18 protein-coding genes are annotated in these 19,027 nt (G+C 29.0%); 1 reads left to right on the plus strand and 17 read right to left on the minus strand.

Translation table 11 applies throughout. The features are described 5' to 3' along the window. Positions 1–47: 47 nt before the first annotated feature. The 15 genes from ACYUCG_RS09070 to ACYUCG_RS09140 all read right to left on the minus strand — a co-directional run bounded on the left by ACYUCG_RS09070 (position 48) and on the right by ACYUCG_RS09140 (position 15,858). On the minus strand, positions 48–902 hold the full coding sequence (locus tag ACYUCG_RS09070; RefSeq protein WP_460268469.1) for a site-2 protease family protein: 855 nt from the start codon (positions 900–902) through the stop codon (positions 48–50). Further along, a complete protein-coding gene (locus ACYUCG_RS09075; protein WP_460268470.1) occupies positions 899–1,741 on the minus strand; it encodes a peptidoglycan DD-metalloendopeptidase family protein in 843 nt (280 codons plus the stop codon). The genes ACYUCG_RS09070 and ACYUCG_RS09075 overlap by 4 nt, the downstream gene beginning before the upstream one ends. Positions 1,742–1,890: 149 nt before the next feature. Beyond that, the gene (gene rodA / locus ACYUCG_RS09080; protein WP_060794671.1) at positions 1,891–3,015 is read right to left on the minus strand and encodes a rod shape-determining protein RodA; all 1,125 of its coding nucleotides are present in this window, start codon (positions 3,013–3,015) and stop codon (positions 1,891–1,893) included. Between the two features lie 147 nt (positions 3,016–3,162). Next, positions 3,163–3,435 carry a cell division topological specificity factor MinE gene (minE, locus tag ACYUCG_RS09085; RefSeq protein WP_003452508.1) on the minus strand — a complete coding sequence of 91 codons (273 nt, stop codon included), beginning with the start codon at positions 3,433–3,435 and terminating at the stop codon, positions 3,163–3,165. A gap of 10 nt (positions 3,436–3,445) precedes the next feature. Beyond that, positions 3,446–4,243, minus strand: coding sequence for a septum site-determining protein MinD (minD, locus tag ACYUCG_RS09090; protein ID WP_003452408.1), 798 nt, complete (start codon positions 4,241–4,243; stop codon positions 3,446–3,448). 28 nt (positions 4,244–4,271) lie between these two features. Further along, positions 4,272–4,907: a septum site-determining protein MinC gene (gene minC, locus ACYUCG_RS09095; RefSeq protein WP_003452463.1), complete on the minus strand. Its 636-nt coding sequence runs from the start codon at positions 4,905–4,907 to the stop codon at positions 4,272–4,274. A gap of 246 nt (positions 4,908–5,153) precedes the next feature. Next, positions 5,154–8,219: a penicillin-binding transpeptidase domain-containing protein gene (locus tag ACYUCG_RS09100; RefSeq protein WP_460268471.1), complete on the minus strand. Its 3,066-nt coding sequence runs from the start codon at positions 8,217–8,219 to the stop codon at positions 5,154–5,156. 8 nt (positions 8,220–8,227) lie between these two features. Next, the gene (gene mreD / locus ACYUCG_RS09105) at positions 8,228–8,725 is read right to left on the minus strand and encodes a rod shape-determining protein MreD (protein ID WP_060794669.1); all 498 of its coding nucleotides are present in this window, start codon (positions 8,723–8,725) and stop codon (positions 8,228–8,230) included. 15 nt (positions 8,726–8,740) lie between these two features. Next, the gene (mreC, locus tag ACYUCG_RS09110) at positions 8,741–9,592 is read right to left on the minus strand and encodes a rod shape-determining protein MreC (RefSeq protein ID WP_060794668.1); all 852 of its coding nucleotides are present in this window, start codon (positions 9,590–9,592) and stop codon (positions 8,741–8,743) included. Positions 9,593–9,595: 3 nt separating this feature from the next. Then, on the minus strand, positions 9,596–10,624 hold the full coding sequence (locus ACYUCG_RS09115; RefSeq protein ID WP_003452282.1) for a rod shape-determining protein: 1,029 nt from the start codon (positions 10,622–10,624) through the stop codon (positions 9,596–9,598). A 19-nt stretch (positions 10,625–10,643) separates the two neighbouring features. Further along, a complete protein-coding gene (gene radC / locus ACYUCG_RS09120) occupies positions 10,644–11,327 on the minus strand; it encodes a RadC family protein (protein ID WP_139934012.1) in 684 nt (227 codons plus the stop codon). A 46-nt stretch (positions 11,328–11,373) separates the two neighbouring features. Next, on the minus strand, positions 11,374–11,952 hold the full coding sequence (locus ACYUCG_RS09125) for a Maf-like protein (RefSeq protein WP_139934014.1): 579 nt from the start codon (positions 11,950–11,952) through the stop codon (positions 11,374–11,376). A gap of 224 nt (positions 11,953–12,176) precedes the next feature. Then, positions 12,177–12,980 carry an SPOR domain-containing protein gene (locus tag ACYUCG_RS09130; protein WP_060794667.1) on the minus strand — a complete coding sequence of 268 codons (804 nt, stop codon included), beginning with the start codon at positions 12,978–12,980 and terminating at the stop codon, positions 12,177–12,179. A 294-nt stretch (positions 12,981–13,274) separates the two neighbouring features. Continuing rightward, entirely contained in the window at positions 13,275–14,093 is an 819-nt protein-coding gene (locus ACYUCG_RS09135; protein ID WP_460268473.1) for a PHP domain-containing protein, read from the minus strand. A gap of 313 nt (positions 14,094–14,406) precedes the next feature. Beyond that, a complete protein-coding gene (locus ACYUCG_RS09140; RefSeq protein ID WP_415330138.1) occupies positions 14,407–15,858 on the minus strand; it encodes an aminoacyl-histidine dipeptidase in 1,452 nt (483 codons plus the stop codon). A gap of 132 nt (positions 15,859–15,990) precedes the next feature. On the opposite strand from ACYUCG_RS09140, the gene pyk reads away from it, so the two are divergent. Then, positions 15,991–17,415, plus strand: a complete 1,425-nt coding sequence (pyk, locus tag ACYUCG_RS09145; RefSeq protein ID WP_460268474.1) for a pyruvate kinase — start codon at positions 15,991–15,993, stop codon at positions 17,413–17,415. Between the two features lie 117 nt (positions 17,416–17,532). Here the strand turns inward: pyk and rpsA are convergent, their stop codons facing one another. Together rpsA and ACYUCG_RS09155 are read right to left on the minus strand one after the other, a co-directional pair. Beyond that, on the minus strand, positions 17,533–18,669 hold the full coding sequence (rpsA, locus tag ACYUCG_RS09150) for a 30S ribosomal protein S1 (protein ID WP_460268475.1): 1,137 nt from the start codon (positions 18,667–18,669) through the stop codon (positions 17,533–17,535). A gap of 144 nt (positions 18,670–18,813) precedes the next feature. Beyond that, positions 18,814–19,017: a heavy-metal-associated domain-containing protein gene (locus ACYUCG_RS09155; protein WP_003452305.1), complete on the minus strand. Its 204-nt coding sequence runs from the start codon at positions 19,015–19,017 to the stop codon at positions 18,814–18,816. Positions 19,018–19,027 lie beyond the last annotated feature (10 nt).

Here is a 19,027-nt window from a genome sequence, read left to right on the forward strand (position 1 = left end):
ATTAACAATTTCTATTCTATCACAAAGAATAATTATAACCAATATATTTATTCTTTTCTATACTTAATGTAATATTCTCTTAAATTAATGTTTCCAATTGTCTTTAGAGTCTCTATTATTTCATTTTCTCTTAAGACATAAAGCAAATTCATTTCTTCATCTAAAACATAAAATATATTAAATCTATTTTTATCAATAATTCTAAGAAGATTAACCATATCTTGTTCACAATATACAGAAGTTACTCTACTGTCTATGTATTTCTTATTAATTAATCGTTCCCTCTTTTTAGTTATATCACCCATAATTATATACATTACCTTTCTTCTCTCATTATAACTTAAATAGATTATAAATATTCCTGCTAATATACTAGTTATATTTATTTCACCTAAAATCACAATTCCTAATATAGATAACAAAATAAATGCTATTCCAAATGAATAGCTTATCCTAATCAATATATTATTAACATCCTTAAAAATCATTTTATCCTCTAAAATTGCTCCTAATATTTTTCCTCCATCTAAAGGATAAGTAGGGAGCAAATTAAAAATAAATAAGACTAAATTTATTTCATAGGTAGAATAAATATATTCACTTTTTAAAATTAATTTATAAACACAGAAAAAAATCATAGCAACAATTCCATTTAAAGCAGGACCTGCTGAACATACTATTAATTTTTCTCTTGAACTTAAATCTTCATAATCTTTTATCTCTAATCTAGCTCCTAGAATATGAAGTTTAAATTTCTCTGACTCTATATTTAATTTTAATAAAACAAAATAATGAGCTAATTCATGTATTATAATCCAAAAAAAAGCTAAGGCTAAATCAAATATAAATCCTAAAATAAAAAATGTAATAAGCTGTATAATTATCTTTTTATTGATTTTCACTGCTTATCTCCTAAAAACCTCATGCTTTCTTCTGGGTTAACATACTCATTTTTAAATAATACTTGAATTATTACACCCTTTGCTTTTTCATTTTCAGATGAAATCCCTATTTTCTCACCCTCTTCTACCTTATCTCCTTCTTTTTTTACCACCTCTTCTAAATTGTGATATAAAACTTCTAAATCATCATAATACTTCACCTTGACAGTATATGTTCCATTTTCATTTTTCATTTCACTTATGGTTCCTTTTAACAGACTTTTCACCTGACCCTTTGAACCACTTAAATAAAGGTTTTTCCCTTTTAAATTATTATTTTCCAAAGTTTTAACTTCTCCATCAAAGGGAATAACTTTACTTTCCTTTAAAAAGTCTATAGATTCCTTCTCAATAACTTGAAAATTATTAAAAACACTTATTTCCCCATTGTTTTCAGATACCTTTTCTTCATTAGCTTGTTTAGATTCTTTTTTTAGACTAGAATTTTCTAAGTTAAAACCATCTTTTATTCCACTACTAATAGTAGCTACTATTTTACTTTCATTTAAATCTAAGTTTTTATAATATCCATCAGTTGACATTACCTCTTTAAATTTTCTACTTAATCCTACTAAAAATTCACTTTCTACTTGTCCCATTAAAAAAAAGCTAGAAAAAATTAAAAAGCCTAAAATTGATGAGAAAATAACTTCCTTAATTACGTATTTACCCAAACTATCTTTCTCTTTTCGCTTATAAGACCCCTTAGTTTTGAAATTCACCTCATGATTAGGAGAAGCTTTTCTTGTCTTATTTATTTTTCTATAATACTTCTCATATTCTTTGTTATAGCTACCCATTTTTCTTCTCCTTTCTAGAAATCTTTAATTATACTTAATATATATTTTTTTTATGCATCTTATAGAACTTTTATTACAAACTGAAATATAATAGATATAAAAAAATAAAAGTATTAAAATCATTATTGATCTTAATACTTTTATTTTTATTAGAATTTTAATTTTTTCTTTCTCATAGATATATTTAGAACTAAGGCTATACTCATTATAGTTGTAAGCAACGAACTTCCTCCATAGCTTACTAATGGTAATGTTATTCCTGTTATAGGCATTATACCTATTGTCATTCCTATATTCTGTAATATAGCAAATATAAAATAAGAGGCAAATCCTACACATATTATGGAGCCAAATATATCTTTGGAAGTTTTGGCCGTCATTATCATCCTATATATCATTATTCCATATAATAATAATAAAAACATTCCTCCTACTGTTCCCCAGTGTTCACCTATTACAGCGAATATGAAGTCTGTCTGTCTTTCTGGTACGAATTCTGAGGAATATCCACCAACTTCTCCATTTAGATCTAATCCTGTCCCCAAGAATCCTCCAGATCCAATTCCTATTTTTGATTGAGTTAACTGCAAGTTTATACCTAACTCATCTCCATCAGGATTTAAAAATCCAACAAGCCTAGCCTTTTGATAATCTTTTATAAGCCCCGAATTCCAAACTAAGGCTATTGCCACTATTATTGATAAAAGCCCTGCACCTATTACTTTCATATCTAATCCTGCTGCAAAGAATATACCAAGTGCTATGAAAAATGAAACCATAGTCATACCCATATCAGGTTGTACAACTATAAATATCATTGGTATAATTGCGTACATGGCAACTTTAATAAAATTTCTAAAGTCATTTATTCTTAAATCAACTTGTTCCATCTTCTTGGCCAACATAAGTATCATAGCCGTTTTGGCCAGCTCAGATGGCTGAATACTTACAGGACCTAATACGATCCATCCTCTAGCTCCATTTATTACACTCCCTGCAAATCTGGTTATTATAAGCAGAACTATGGATCCCCAATAGAATATCTCAACATAATTATAAATTATGTTATAATTCCAAAGTAATATTATGTACAATGCAACCATTGATATTATAAACCATATTAACTGTTTCTTAGCGAAAAAAAATCCCCATTGTGATTTTGTTCCTAAGTATATATTTAATATTCCAAACAGTACTATTAATATCATAGATACTAAAAGCTTATAATCAATTTCTCTTCTTAGTTTACTATCTAGTTTTAGTCTACTAAGCATTATAGTACCTCCATAAATTTTATTTATTTAACATAACTATTTATATAATACTTTATTTTTACCTATTTTCAATTACAAAATTCTGAACTTTTTAAAAGACTAATAAAAAGCTATCTCAAAAAATTTGAAATAGCTTATATTTTTAAATTATCTAGCTTTCCCTTTTATATTCTTTATTGGTATATTTGCTACTAAAGATGGTGATTCGCCTTCTATTGGATTTGACTTTGTAACAGTTATGTCAACATCCTCGTTTTCAATCTCTACATATTTAGAAAGTACATCTAATATTTCAAGTCTTATTTTATCTAAAACCTCATCTGATAGTTCCCCTCTATCATGAATTAAAATAACCTTTAATCTATCCTTAGCAACTTGTTTCGGCGTAGGTCTACTAGAAAAAACATTTAAAAAACTCATTTTCTCTCACCTACCCTCTTCTAAACAACTTTAATATAGAACTAAATATTCCTTGATGTTCTGTGTTTAAATCCATTATTGGAACATCTTCTCCTATTATTCTTCTACCTATATTTCTAAATGCTTGTCCTGCACTTGCTTTTTCATCTAGTACTATAGGCTCTCCTTTATTAGTAGAAACTGTTATGTTTCTATCATCTGGTACAACGCCTAAAAGTTTTACAGAAAGAGTTTCTATAATATCTGAAATGTCTAGCATATCACCTTTTTTAGTCATTTCATAATTTAATCTATTTACTATAACCTCATGATTTTCTAATCCTTTAGCATCAAGTTTTCCAATAACTCTATCAGCATCTCTTACAGAAGTTATTTCTGGATTAACTACTACGATAGCTCTATCTGCTCCAACTATGGCATTTTCAAATCCTTGCTCTATACCAGCTGGGCAATCTAAAATTACATAATCAAACTCTTCTTTTAATTCATTTACCAATCTTAACATTTGCTCAGGACTTATATCATTCTTATCCTTAGTTTGAGCAGTAGGTAATAAGTACAAATTATTAAATCTCTTATCTCTTATTAAAGCTTGCTTAGTTCTACATCTATTTTCAATTACATCAATTACTGTATAAACTATTCTATTTTCTAGTCCCATTAACACATCTAAATTTCTTAGACCTGTATCTCCATCAACAACGACTACCTTTTTCCCTTGTGCCGCTAAAGCTGTTCCAATGTTAGCTGTAGTAGTTGTTTTTCCAACTCCACCTTTTCCTGATGTTATTACTATCGATACTCCCATTACTTTCCCTCCATTAAATTATGTAATATTAATAAGAATATTTATCCGGTAAATAAGGCTCTACAATTATATTATTTTCATTCAATCTAGCCACCTCCGGATATCCTGTTTTCTCAAAATCATCCGGTGATATTGTTATTTTACCTGATATAGAAATTAATTCTGGTTCTAAAGAATAGGCTGCTATTATGGCATTTTCATTTCCATTATCTCCTGCAAAAACCTTTCCCTTTAAGTCACCTAACACAATTACATTTCCATGTGCTCTAACTTCTCCCCCATTATTAACATCACCAATTATTATCAAATTACCTGCGTAATTTAAACATTGACCACTTCTAACAGTTTTTCTTACAAATTTTGTTCTTCCCTCATAAACTCCCGAAAAAACACTACTTTGCTTTTCTAATCGTTCTTCAAATATACAATCCTTTATAAGTATCTCATCAAAAAGTACATCTTTTAACTTTGATATTTGTCTCTCATTTATATATTTTAAATCAGTAGTTACAGTTAAAGTAGCGCCTTTATAAAACTTTTTTCCTCTACTTAACTTCTCTACTAAAGAATCAAGCATTTCATCAAAATTACCAAACTTGTCCATATTAATTATGGCATTTATTCCTAGTTTATTTCCTTTTATAAAAATTCTATCATCACGCATAGTAAATTACTATCCTCCAAGTATCCAACCCCTTTTATTCTTAAGGTAAATTATACAATAAATTAATTCTCACTTTATATTATATAAATTATTTTTAATTTATAAAAGGACTTTATGAAATAAAGTAGTAAATTTTTGAAAAAATCAATCGTATTTTAAAAACCTATTTATAATTTATTTAATTATTTCATTAAAATAGCAATAATAATTTAAAAACCTACAGAAATTAATTCTGTAGGTTTTATATTAATGAGGTTTATTTTCATCTACTTTAGTTTTATCCTCTTGATTATTGTTTTCTTGTTTATTATTTTGAGATTTATTATCCTCTTTTTTATTTTCAGAATTATTAGTTGCTGACTCTTCAACTGGTTTTCCTGAAGAATCTAATTCTGCATTTTCTACCTTACTATTTATATTTGAATCCTTGATAGCTTCTAACGGCGGATTTAGTGAATAGTCATATTGTTTCCCATCTAAATCATATGCTTTATATCCTTGAGCTTTTAATTGATCTCTATAATAAGTTTCATAAATAGCTCTTGCTATGAATGATCCATAATATCCATGACCACCATCATAAAGGACTGTTGCCACGGCAATCTTAGGATTATCTAATGGAGCAAAGGAAATATAAACCCCATAGTCTGTTCTTCCAAAATCTGATTGATCATTTCTGAAAGTAGCAGTACCAGTTTTTCCAGCTGTAACTATTGGGAATTTTGACATTATATATTGTGCTGAACCAGTAGCATTAACTCTCCTCATACCTTCTTTAACAGCATCTAAAGTAGCTTTTGACATATTAACTTTATTTAAAACTTCTGGTTTAAATTCTTCTACTAAGTTTCCTTGAGCATCTGTTATTTTATCAACCAAATGTGTCTTGTATCTTGTTCCCCCATTTGCTAAGGTTGCAACATAACTTGCTAGCTGTACAGGGGTAAAGTTACTTATACTCTGTCCTATAGCAGAGTCAGTAAGGTTTCTTGGTGAAACTATTTGGTAAGCAATATCTCCTACAACCCAAGCAACTGTTTTTTGAACTGTTAGACTTATTGCCTTATCAACTTTTTCCTCTTCATCCTTAGATTTTATTCCATTAAAGTTTTTAATACTTTCTTGATAGGCAGAATCTATGCTATATAAAGTTTTAAAATCCTTTTTTAAAGACTCACTTAAAGCTTTTTCATCAATAGTATTTCCATCACCAAGCTTATTTAATGAATTCTCTACATCTTTCTTTATAGCTTCTTTAGCCGCTGCTAACTCTTTAGAATCTCTATCATTGACTCCTATATTTAACTGTGGAAAATCAGGCGAAGAAGAATTAACAAAGGTTCCTTTTTCAAGCGAATCAACTAAAGTAAATCTCATAAGGGCTATTGTTTGCTTCTTAAATGATTCAAAATTATAAACCTGACCAAAATTTTCAGATATTTCAATTCCTGTTGAAGCCTTTTTATCTGAATTTGGATTTACTCCTAATCCAAATTGCCATGAATATTTTGCAATAGAATCTAAGGCTTCTATACTACTCTTCTTGTATCTTCCATCTCCATATGGATCTCCACCATTTTTATAATACATTCTTACCGCTGCATCAAAGTAATAAGAGTTAGATGACTTCATTAAAGCAGTATATAAATCTACTACACCTTTATAGTTTCTATCTCTTGGCCAGTTGGCTGGATTCTTACCAAATATTTCAGGATAAGCTCTACCAAACTGTTCTTCTACAACGTTTATAGTATCAGTCGGTGTTCTTACACCTTCTTCTAATGCTGCTACACTAGTAACAGGTTTAAATGTAGATCCTGGTGGAACCATACCTAAAGTAGCATAGTTATAGAATCTCTTTGGATAAAGATCATATAAATCTTCCCTTAATCCAGTTTTTGAATTTTTAGGGAAAAGATCATCTACTGTTTTATTTAAAGCATTTCTAGCTATAAACTGTTGTGCAAAGGCTTCATAATCTGGTTGGAAGTATTCCTTTGCCACAACTGGATCTAATTCTCCTTTTGCAAATTCATTTGGATTAAATCCTGGATAACTAACTAAGGCTAAAACCTTTCCTGTATCTACTTCTATAGCAACAGCTGCTCCCCTAGTTGCATTCTTAGTATTCGTATTGGAATCTAAGTTATTTCTTGTTTGAAGAAAATCTAAAAGATATTTCATTGAAGTTTCTGCTGAATATTGAATATCCTTATCTATAGTTAAGTGTACATTATTTCCTGGATAAGATTCTAAGTCATAAAGCTCCTCTTTTTTTCTACCAGAAGAGTTTACCTTAACTGTAGTTCCTCCCTTAACACCTTTTAGCTCATTTTCAAAAGCTGCTTCTATACCAGCTTTTCCTATTAAATCAGTAGAAGCATCATATCCTCTTGCTTCATACTTAGCTTTTTGATCTCCATTTATAGAAGCCACATATCCTAAGAATGCAGAACCTAATTCATTGTATGGATAGTATCTCATTGGCTCGATGCTTACATCTATTCCTGGTAAATCATTAAGTCTTTGATAGAATATAAATGCAGTTTCTTTGTTTATATCCTTAGCTATTGTAACAGGCTTATATCCTGAAAAACTTTGCATTTTTATGGCATTTTTAATAAGCATATATCCTCTTATATCTTGAAGAGAATATTTTTTTAATAAAATATCTGTTATTTCCTTAGGGTCCATCTTTTTATATAAATCCTTCTCTTCCTCTGTAGGATTTAATATGTCATATAACTGATATTCTTTTACTAAGAAATTAAAAGCCTCATCTGGGGTAACCTTTAAAAGTTCTTGATCTATCTGATCTTCTTCCTCAGCAGTTAAATCGCCTTCTTTATTCTTAAAAAGAACATTTTTAACCTTATCACCCATTCCAATATCTTTTAAAAGCCTTAGTTTTTCAGTTTCACCTGAAACATCAAAATAAAGTTCTCCATTTTCATTAATTCTAAGCTTAAAATTATCTAATATACTTTGATTGTTTTCTTTTAAAATAGAATAAACTTTATCTATAGTAGTATAAAAGTTTTTCTTAGATTCATCTGTTTCAGTAAATGTTAATGTGTATGTTTGTCTATTAGTAGCTAAAATGTCCCCATTTGAATCATAAATTTTACCTCTTGGAGCCTGTTCTGATAGAAATCTCATAGATCTAGTATCAGCTCTTTGTTTAAATTCTTCATAATTAAATACTTGAAGATAAACTAATCTTACTACTATAGATACAAATACTATTATCATTATTCCTATGAGAATTTTATATCTATCTATAGGCGTTTTTCCATTTATTGAACTTCTCATGTAACCACCTATTTTTCACTTATTTTCCATTCTCTTTTCATAAGATCTCTATTGCATAATTTATAAACCCAATTATACATAAAGAATCCTACAACTACGTTATAAAGTACCATAATCCAAAAGCTTAATAAGTTTATTCTTATATTAACTAAATTTAATATAAACGCCACTACAAAAAACTTTATTATGGTAAGTAAACCTACTGATAGTACTGGAATTGTTTTTTTATGCTTAAATACACTTTCCCCAATATACGCAGCTATTAAGCACACTAACATATTTACTAACATATTTACTCCAAAGACATTTACAAAATAAACATCTTGAAGGAAACCTGATAAAACTCCTATAAATACCGCTTCCCAATACCCACTCATAAGAGCATATAGTACAGCAAAGGTGAATAATAAACTAGGATAAACACCTTTTATAGAGAAAAAAGGTACCAGAGTATTATCTATTATAAATAGTAAAAGACATATTAATATTAGTATTAATCTTTTCACTTTACTCCCTCTTTTCTAATATTTAACTATACCATCTCTCTCTGATGGTGGTACAACTACAAATAATTCTTGTAGATTATTGAAATCAACATATGTTTTTAGTATAGCAGTTTTCATAACTTTAACATCATCTGATTGTACTGATGTTACTTCACCGATTCTTATTCCTTTAGGATAATATCCTCCAAGGCCCGAAGTAACTACTGTTTCACCTTCTTTTATTGTAGAATTCATAGGTAAATTAGTTATTTCTGCTTGCATATCATTACCATTTCTATATCCTTTAACTATTCCATCTCCTGAATTACTATCTCCTTCAATAGTAGCCGCAACAGCTACATTTTCATTTAATAAAGTCTGTATTTTTGACCAATTTGAGTGAACTTCTGTTACAACTCCAACTAATCCTTCTGGAGAAATTACTATGTAATCTTTTTTAATACCTTCACTTGATCCTTTATCAATAGTATAGCCTTCTACAAAGCTATCTCCACTTTTTCCTATTATGTTTGTACCGATATACTTATATTGATTATTTTCCTTAGAAAAATCAACTATTCCTCTTAAAACATCATTTTGACGCTTTAACTCATTGTATTCAACTAATTGATTCTCTAACTCTAAATTTTTCTTTTTTAAATCATTATTTTCATTCTTAACATCTGAAAAGTTATAGAAGAAATCAAAGACATCATGAACTTTATCACTTATTGTGTATACTACTTTCTGCACAGGGTTTAAAACAGTACCAACTCCACCTGAAATTGGATTTTTAGAATCACTCTTAACAGTAAATATAATTATTCCTAAAAAGGCAACTGACAGTACTATAACAGTTACTGCCAGTTTATTCTTGAAGAATTTCATATTCTATCCTCTTTGTTGTTTAACTATTAAATCAAACTTATCTAAAGCTTTTCCTGTACCTAGTGCAACACAGTCAAGAGGTGATTCTGCTATATGAACAGGCATTCCTGTTTCTTTATATATAAGTTCATCTAGTCCTTTTAGGAATGCTCCTCCTCCAGCAAGCATTATTCCTTTATCCATGATATCAGCTGCTAATTCTGGTGGTGTTTTTTCTAGAGTAGTTTTGATTGATTCTATTATTGATGAAACTGGCTCTTTTAAAGCGTTTCTTATTTGTCCTGCATCAACCACAACAACCTTAGGAAGTCCTGATATTAAATCTCTTCCTTTTATGTCCATTGTTTGTTCTTCTTCATTCTCATCAACTTTGTAAGCTGATCCAATTTCCATTTTTATTTGCTCTGCTGTTCTCTCACCTATCATTAAGTTAAATTCTCTCTTAATGTAGTTTATAATTGATTGGTCTAATTCGTCTCCAGCAACTCTTAATGATTTACTAGTAACTATTCCACCTAATGATATGATAGCAACCTCAGTAGTACCTCCACCGATATCAACTATCATACTTCCTGTAGGCTCATCAACTGGAAGTCCTGCTCCTATTGCAGCAGCCATTGGCTCTTCCATTAATATTACGTCTCTTGCTCCTGCTTGCTTAGTAGCTTCTTCTATTGCTCTTCTCTCAACTTCAGTTACTCCTGAAGGGAAGCATACTATTATTCTTGGGCTTGTGAATGCACTTTTGTTTGTTATCTTTTCGATAAATCTCTTAAGCATTGTTTGAGTAACATCGAAATCAGCAATAACTCCGTCTTTTAATGGTCTTATAGCCACTATGTTTCCTGGTGTTCTACCTATCATTTGCTTAGCTTCAGTACCAACAGCTAATGATTTTTTTGTTAAGTTGTTTATTGCAACAACTGAAGGCTCTCTTAATACGATCCCCTTTCCTTTAACGAACACTAGAGTATTTGCAGTTCCTAAATCTATACCCATGTCTTTTGTCATTCCAAAATTAAATAAACCCATTTTTAATCCCCTTTCCTAATCACAATATGTCTTTTTCTTTAAGACTTATGAATCTGTTATCTCCTATTATTAAATGATCTAAAAGCTCAATACCCATCATTTTTCCACACTCTTTTAGTCTTGTTGTTATGTTTATATCATCTCTACTAGGTGTTGGGTCTCCCGAAGGATGATTGTGACATATAATTATAGATGCTGCACTATCCTTAACAGCCTCTCTAAATATCTCTCTTGGGTGTACTAAAGAAGAATTCAGTCCACCTTTAAAAATTTCTTTTTTAGATATTACTTTATTTTTAGTATCAAGTGTTATTAGAATCAACACCTCCTGCCGTAGCATTCTAAGTTCATCTAAAACCAATTCTGCTACATCTGATGGCTTTGAAATTTTAACCTGTGTTAACTCTGAAACCTTAAATCTCTTATACAATTCACACATGGCTAAAATTTGAGTTGCCTTAGCTTCCTTAACACCTTTTACCTCCATAAGCTCCTTTGCTGAAGCTTTAAAAAGTCCATTCAATCCACCAACACTATGTATTATTCTATAAGACAATTCAACTACATTTGAATCCTTATTTCCAGTTCTAAGAATTATAGCTAAAAGTTCCTCATTAGACAAAAACTGTGCTCCATAAAAAAGCAGTTTTTCTCTTGGTCTCTCACCAGATGGAATTTCATTAATTCTTATATTTTTAGACATATTACAACTCCTTATTTAGAAATTAACATGCCCATTGAAAGTAATTTTAAAGTATTGTTATGTCATAGTTTTCTAATGCTTTATATAGTTTATTCAAGGGCAATCCCATGACATTGTAATAACATCCATTTATCCCCTCTACAAAAGCACCACCTAAGCCTTGAATTCCATAAGCTCCTGCTTTATCCATAGGCTCACCAGAATTTATGTAATTTCTTATTTGTCTAGGATTTAATTCTGAAAATCTTACTTCTGTACAGTCGCAATCAGTCACTACAGTATCATTATAAGTATTTATTAAACAAATACCTGAATATACCTTATGAGTATTACCACTTAATGAAGATAACATACTAAAAGCATCCTCTTCATTTTTAGGTTTTTCTAAAACTTTTCCATTTTGAAAAACAACTGTATCCGCAGCAATAACTATAGATGGTTCATTAAGTCTTTTTGAAACCTCTATAGCTTTATTTCTAGACAAATCTTTAACATACTTTTCAATATCTCCCTTAAAGTCTATAGTATTTTCATCAAAATTTGACTCAACTACTTCAAATTCTTTAACTATTTTTTCAAGAATCTCAACTCTTCTTGGAGATTTTGATGCTAAAATAACCTTCATTTTTCCACCTTACCTTATATTTAAAAACTTTTAAATAATCTTATTTTTCCTTAAATAAGGTCTTGTACTCTTTATCCTATATAGTTTATCATTTATTATTTTTATAAACAAGTATAAATGTACGTGTATAGTAAATTATAAAGAAAAAAATGAAAGAGATTTTAACTCTTTCATTTTTATTATAATTTAAAAATATATTACTATAAATTAAAAATAAATTACAATTATTTGTTTACTTTAAAATTATTTAAAGTATTAAACACTATTTGGTAACTTTCCTCTATGTTTTTTTTAGTTATTTCATCTGGAATTTTATTTATACCATCTTTTAATTCTTTAAATACTTTAAAATATTCAGAATCACTATGTTCCTCTAAGCCATTAACCCATTCTTTAAACTCTGTTGTCTTAACACCCTTAACAGAATCCTCTTTTAATTTATTTATTATATTTACATATCCATTTACTATTTCTATAATCTCATTGCTACACACATCAGTTTTTGGAATCATAAATCTTCCTTTTGTATTACTAACACCCTTTTCATTTAACTCATTAGAAAGTTTAGTAGCTTCTTCTTCATTTCCAATATGAACTATTACTCTATAATTTTCTGCTTCACTTAAGGATACTGCAATATAATCATCTTCTAATTGAGCCTTTACATTATTTGCATTCTCTTTATTTGAGTAGAAACCACATTGAATCATTACATACTCTTGTCCACCTACACTTTCAGCCATTACCTTATTATCTTTCGGCTTTTCATCTTCTTTTGCTGCTTTGTTATTTTCCTTATCTTTCTCACTTGTCTCTTTATTTTCTCCAGAAGTTGCTTCTATTCTTTCCTTTTCTGCTGTTTTCTTTCCTTCAGGCCATATAAACTTAGACATTGCAGTTGATATTACAAGTGCTACAACAATAACCCCAATAAAAAGTAATATAAAACTTTTACCATCATTGTTATTATTGTTGTTATGTCCATTACTCCTTTTTTTATTCTTTACATCAATTCTAGTGTACTTCACCCTTCCCCCAACCTTTCTTTTAATTTAACTTTACTAAACATTTTCTTTTTACAAATTATGTAAATTTCCTCTTTATATATTTATTTTACATAATTTGTAAAATTCCTTCTTTTAATTTTATTTTTCTTAAATTTTACATTTTAATAATAAATAAAAGCTTTATTGAAATTTGCTTTTAGAATTCAAATCAATAAATTCCATAAAGCATTATTTTCAATAAAGCTTACAAACTAAACTAATATATTATTTTAATAATATTTTTTTAAAAATTACTCAAATAAATTTTAATAACAATTATTTATCTAACAAATCATATCTTGCATAAAACTCTGGCGTTCCTAAACTTCTCTTAGATATAAGTCCTCCGTGATAATCAGATCCACCTGTTATTATTAAATTATTTTTTGTACAATAATCTACTAAATATTTTATTGTATCCTCATCATGATGCGGATGATAACACTCTATTCCATCTACACCCCAGTTTTTAAATAATTCTAACATTTCATCTAATTTAAATTGAGACTTTCCATACTTAGGATGAGCTAAAACAACAATTCCATTAGCTTTTTTTATAGTTTCTATAGCTTCTTTAGGATGAGGAAAATCAGGGTATTTCAAAGCTCTTTCACCAACAAATATTTTATTAAAAAACTCATCAATATTTTTGCATATTCCTCTATCAATTAAAAAATTAAGAGTTTTCCATCCTCCCTTTGAAGGATCATGTTCATAAGCTAAATAATCTTCAAAATCTATATCATATCCAGCATCAATTAATTGCTTTATTGAATTATCGTCTTTCTCTTGAAGCAATCTATCATTATTTTCTATTAAGCTCATTAACTCTTTATTATTTTTATCAAAATTATAAGCTAATATGTGAAACTGTTCTCCATTTATTATGCTTGAAACCTCTACCCCTGGAATGAATTTAATATCCATTTCTTCAGTTAAATCTTGCATTTCCTCTAAGCTTCCTATAGAGTCATGATCTGTAACTGAAAATAGTTTTATGTCTTTTTCTACTATTTCCTTTAATAACTCCTTTGGTGTAAGTGTTCCATCAGAAGCTCTAGTATGCATATGTAAATCAGTTCTTACTAAATTCATGTCTATATCCTCCCACAGTCTAATATGTTTATTGTTTACTATTTAATTTATTTATTCTTTTTATATGTTTATTTATATCTCTCTATAAAATAATAAGGCTGTATCTAGCCTCAATAGTAAAACTTATAAGTAATATTATAGATAAAATTTAGAATTTAATTCTCGCCATAGAAATTATAGGCTTAAGCTAAGTTCAAAGCTTTATAAGGATTTATTAGAAACCTTCAATAAATCCTTATAAAAATTCAATAATTCTAAAATATATTTATAAGTTTTTTAGGTAATTTAGATACAACCTTAAATTAATTCTTAATTATTTTATAGCTTTTAATATTTCAACTAAGAAATCCCAAACATTTTTTACTGAAGATATACTAACATGTTCATTTGGAGTATGAACATCATACATATTAGGACCAAATGAAATCATATCTAATCCTTCTATTTTTTCTCCTAATAATCCACATTCTAATCCAGCATGTATAGCTATTATTTCAGGATCTTTTCCTGTCATATTTTTATATACATTGCTGCAAAGTTCTCTTATTTTTGAATCAGGATTATATTGCCAAGCTGGGTATGGTGCTTGTATTTCAAATTCTCCACCTAATACTTCTGCAACATCAGCTATTTCATCTAAAAGTTTAGTTTTTAAAGTTTCAACTGAACTTCTTGTTGAACTAGCAAAGACAATTTTATCTGCTTCTGTAGTAACAACACCTAGGTTTGTTGAACTTTGAACTAATCCTTTCATTTCTATACTATAAGTATCAACTCCATCAGGAATTAAGTTCATTATTTTTATAGCTTTAAATGTAGTGTCTTTAGAGAATACTTTATGATTTTCTTCTTTTTTAACTAAAGTTACATTAACTCCACTATCATTAGCATGGTATTCATCCTTTAATATTGAATCCCATTTTTGAATTAATTCTTCTAATTTTTTAACATCTTCTTTTTTAACAGCTAGTAAAGTATCACATTCTCTTGGAATAGCATTTACCTTAGATCCACCATTAATTGATATTAATCTAATGTCACAGTTAGCATTAATATCATTTAATACTCTTCCCATTAACTTATTAGAGTTTCCTCTTTGTTTATCTATTTCCATTCCAGAGTGACCACCCTTTAGTCCTCTTAGCATGATTTCATAAACTTCAAAATCTTTTTCCATTTCTTCAAAGTTTATTGGTAAAGTAACTTCACTTCTAGCTCCACCTGCACAGCTTACTAAAAGTTTTCCTTCTTCCTCTGAATCTATGTTTAAAAGATATTTACCTTTTAATAAAGTTCCATCTAAAGCAATAGCTCCACCCATTCCAACTTCTTCATCAGTTGTAACTAAAAGCTCTATAGCAGGGTGCGCTATATCATTTGAAGCTAAAACAGCCATTCCATAAGCTACTGCTATACCATTATCTGCTCCTAATGTAGTTCCTGTAGCGTATATATAATCTCCATCTACTCTAAGTTCAATAGGATCTTTTTCAAAATCATGTATAGTATCTTTATTTTTTTCACATACCATATCCATATGACCTTGTATTATTACTCCTGGTGCATTTTCATATCCTGGAGTTGCAGGTTTTCTTATTATTACATTTAATGATTCGTCTTGTATTGTTTCAAGTCCTAAACTTTTTCCAAAATTAACCAGAAAATCACTTATTCCCTTTTCATTACCTGATCCTCTTGGAATTTGTGATATTTCTTCAAAATATTTTAAAACACTTTGTGGTTCTAAACCTTTTAATACATTCATTTTTTACCCATCCCTTCCTATTATTGTGGTAAAATATAATTAATTTAATAATTTATTCTATTATATCAAATATATCAAACTTTTAAAGCAATCACTAAACTATTTTAGTTTAAACAAAATGAGGTGGTTTTTATGCAAAAAACAAAAATGATATTTACAATTGGTCCTGCAAGTGATTCAGAAGAAATTCTAAGAGAGTTCATAAGAATTGGTATGAATGCAGCTAGATTAAACTTCTCACACGGAGACCATGAAAGTCATAAAGAAAAAATAGAACTTATTAAGAGACTTAGAAAAGAAGAAAAATCAGCTACAGCTATCTTATTAGACATTAAAGGTCCTAAAATAAGAACACATAGTTTTAAAAATGGCGAAGCTGAATTAAGAAATGGTGATGAATTCACATTCTCTTGCGGAGATGAAATATTAGGTGATAACACTAAATGTTCAATCTCTTATAAAGAACTATATGAAGACATAAAACCTGGTGGATCAATACTTGTTGATGATGGACTTTTAGAATTTAAAGTAAAGGAAGTCCGTGGAACTGATATAATATGTGAAGTTATTGAAGGAGGTACTATAAAAGACCATAAAGGTGTAAATGTACCTAATGTACCAATAAAACTCCCTGCAGTAACTGAAAAGGATAGATCTGACTTAATATTTGGTTGTGAGATGGAAGTAGACTTTGTAGCAGCTTCTTTCATAAGAAAACCAGAGGATGTACTTGAAGTTAGAGAAATTCTAGACTCTCATGGTGGAAAAGATATAAAAATAATATCAAAAATAGAAAGCCAAGAAGGTGTAGATAATATAAACGAAATAATTAAGGTTACTGATGGTGTAATGGTTGCTAGAGGTGATATGGGGGTAGAAATTCCTATAGAAAATGTACCTATAATTCAAAAAAATATAATTAAGAAATGTAATCAAGCAGGAAAAATAGTTATAACGGCAACTCAAATGTTAGATTCTATGATAAGAAATCCAAGACCTACTAGAGCTGAAGCTTCTGACGTATGCAATGCCATATTTGATGGTACAGATGCCATAATGCTTAGTGGAGAAAGTGCTTCTGGTAGCTTCCCTATAGAGGCAGCAATGACAATGTCTAGAATAGCAAAAAAAGCAGAAGCTAATTTAGACTATAATTATCTTTTAAGAAGATTAAAGGATCCAAATCCAAATCCAGATGCCTTTGCAGATGCCATAAGTTATTCAGCATCAAAAACAGCTAGCAAATTCCCTACAAAAGCTATAGTAGCAGCCACTCAGACTGGCTCAACTGCTAAGATATTATCAAAATATAAACCTAGTTGTCCAATAATAGCTATTACTCCATATGAAAAAGTTAGAAGAAGCCTAGCTTTAAACTTTGGAATAATTTCTAAGAAATGTGCTTATTTTAATAGTACAGATGAAATTATAGAAGAAGCTAGAAAAGTAGCTAAAGAATTTGAAATAGCTGAAACTGGAGATAATATAATGGTAGCTGCTGGATTCCCAACATCAATAACTGGTGGAACAAACATGCTAAAAATTGAAAAAATATAATTTAATATAAAAAGGATAGTATTAAAATTACTATCCTTTTCTAATTCTATAAAACTTATAAATTCTTAATGAAATCTATTAGCTTATTAAATTATTAATAAGTTTTATTTTTAAGAACTATAGATTTAATCCTTTGAATAGGTCAGCTAATGAATAACCTTCCTCTTCATCATTATACTGCATATATTCATTTGAAGTTTCTACAGCATCTTTTATGCTTAAGCTCATTTTCTTGTTTTCATCATCTATATTTAAGATTTTAACCTTAACTTCTTGACCTAATGATAAAAGATCTGATGGCTTAGCTATATTTTCATCAGTAATTTCTGAAATATGAACTAATCCTTCTATTCCTGGTAATACTTCAACAAAAGCTCCAACCTTTATAAAATTAGTTACTTTTCCTGAAACAACATCACCAACTTTTAATCCTTCTAAAGTTTCCCATGGATTTTTAATAACATCTTTTAATGAAAGTGCTATTCTCTCTCTATCCATATCCACTTCTGATACAAATACTTCTACTTCATCTCCAACTGATACAACATCTTCTGGCTTATGAACTCTTGACCATGACATATCACTTAAGTGAACTAATCCTTCTACTCCACCAATATCGACAAAAGCACCAAACTTAGCTAATCTAGTTACTTTTCCCTCTCTTTTTTCTCCTTCTTTAATTGAAGACCAAAGAGCTTTCTTTTCATTATTTCTTATTTCTTCATCTATTACTCTTCTTGAAACAACAACTTTTCTATTCTCTTTATTAAATTCTATAACTCTAACTTCTAAAGTTTTTCCTACTAATTCTTCTAAATTCTCTATTCTTCTTCCTGCACATTGAGAAGCTGGCATAAATACTCTAAGACCATTAAAATCTCCTACTATTCCACCTTTAACAACTTCTTTTAAAGAAACCTTTATTGATTTTTCTTTTTCAAATGCTTCTTTTAAATCATCCCAAACCTTTATTGCATCTGCTCTTTTCTTTGATAGAAGAACATTTCCTTCTCCATCATCTCCACTTAATACCATTACAAATATATCATCATCTACATTTATTGAATTTATATCAAAATTCTTATCATTTGAAATTTCATTTCTTGGTACCACACCATCTGCAAAATGACCAATGTTAACTATTATTTCATCATTCTTTACGCTTATAACTTTCCCTTTAACTATTTCACCCTTATGAAAATGCTTTAACTCAAAGCTATCCATTAATTCTGACATTGTAAGATTTTCACTCATATTTACATCTCCTTTATTTAAGGCTTACTTTATAAAATATTTTACATAACTATATGTTATAAAACAAGTAGGCATATAGCTTGTTTAGGCTTATATAAATAAAAAATTACCTAATAACATATTGCCATTAGGTAATTAAACAATTTAATCTTCAATTGAAACTAATTCATAACCAACTTCTTCTAAAGCATCTCTTAAAGTATCTTCATCAACTTCAGTATCAACAACAGCTCTGCCAACTTCTACTTCTAAAACATCTACTCCGTCAACATCTAATAAAGCTGCTTCAACGTGTCTAACACAATTTGAACATGACATTCCATCAATCTCTAAAATAAGTTTGCTCATAAAAAAAATC

The organism is Clostridium sp. CTA-17, assembly GCF_054767895.1.

Excerpts from the sequence above, each read along its gene's own strand:
- ACYUCG_RS09100 (WP_460268471.1), bottom strand. The coding sequence starts at position 8,219 with ATGAGAAGTTCAATAAATGGAAAAACGCCTATAGATAGATATAAAATT.
- ACYUCG_RS09140 (WP_415330138.1), bottom strand. The coding sequence starts at position 15,858 with ATGAATGTATTAAAAGGTTTAGAACCACAAAGTGTTTTAAAATATTTT.
- ACYUCG_RS09155 (WP_003452305.1), bottom strand. The coding sequence starts at position 19,017 with ATGAGCAAACTTATTTTAGAGATTGATGGAATGTCATGTTCAAATTGT.
- ACYUCG_RS09125 (WP_139934014.1), bottom strand. The coding sequence starts at position 11,952 with ATGAAGGTTATTTTAGCATCAAAATCTCCAAGAAGAGTTGAGATTCTT.
- rpsA (WP_460268475.1), bottom strand. The coding sequence starts at position 18,669 with ATGAGTGAAAATCTTACAATGTCAGAATTAATGGATAGCTTTGAGTTA.
- minC (WP_003452463.1), bottom strand. The coding sequence starts at position 4,907 with ATGCGTGATGATAGAATTTTTATAAAAGGAAATAAACTAGGAATAAAT.
- ACYUCG_RS09115 (WP_003452282.1), bottom strand. The coding sequence starts at position 10,624 with ATGGGTTTATTTAATTTTGGAATGACAAAAGACATGGGTATAGATTTA.
- mreC (WP_060794668.1), bottom strand. The coding sequence starts at position 9,592 with ATGAAATTCTTCAAGAATAAACTGGCAGTAACTGTTATAGTACTGTCA.
- minD (WP_003452408.1), bottom strand. The coding sequence starts at position 4,243 with ATGGGAGTATCGATAGTAATAACATCAGGAAAAGGTGGAGTTGGAAAA.
- ACYUCG_RS09135 (WP_460268473.1), bottom strand. The coding sequence starts at position 14,093 with ATGAATTTAGTAAGAACTGATTTACATATGCATACTAGAGCTTCTGAT.
- ACYUCG_RS09075 (WP_460268470.1), bottom strand. The coding sequence starts at position 1,741 with ATGGGTAGCTATAACAAAGAATATGAGAAGTATTATAGAAAAATAAAT.
- radC (WP_139934012.1), bottom strand. The coding sequence starts at position 11,327 with ATGTCTAAAAATATAAGAATTAATGAAATTCCATCTGGTGAGAGACCA.
- pyk (WP_460268474.1), top strand. The coding sequence starts at position 15,991 with ATGCAAAAAACAAAAATGATATTTACAATTGGTCCTGCAAGTGATTCA.
- minE (WP_003452508.1), bottom strand. The coding sequence starts at position 3,435 with ATGAGTTTTTTAAATGTTTTTTCTAGTAGACCTACGCCGAAACAAGTT.
- rodA (WP_060794671.1), bottom strand. The coding sequence starts at position 3,015 with ATGCTTAGTAGACTAAAACTAGATAGTAAACTAAGAAGAGAAATTGAT.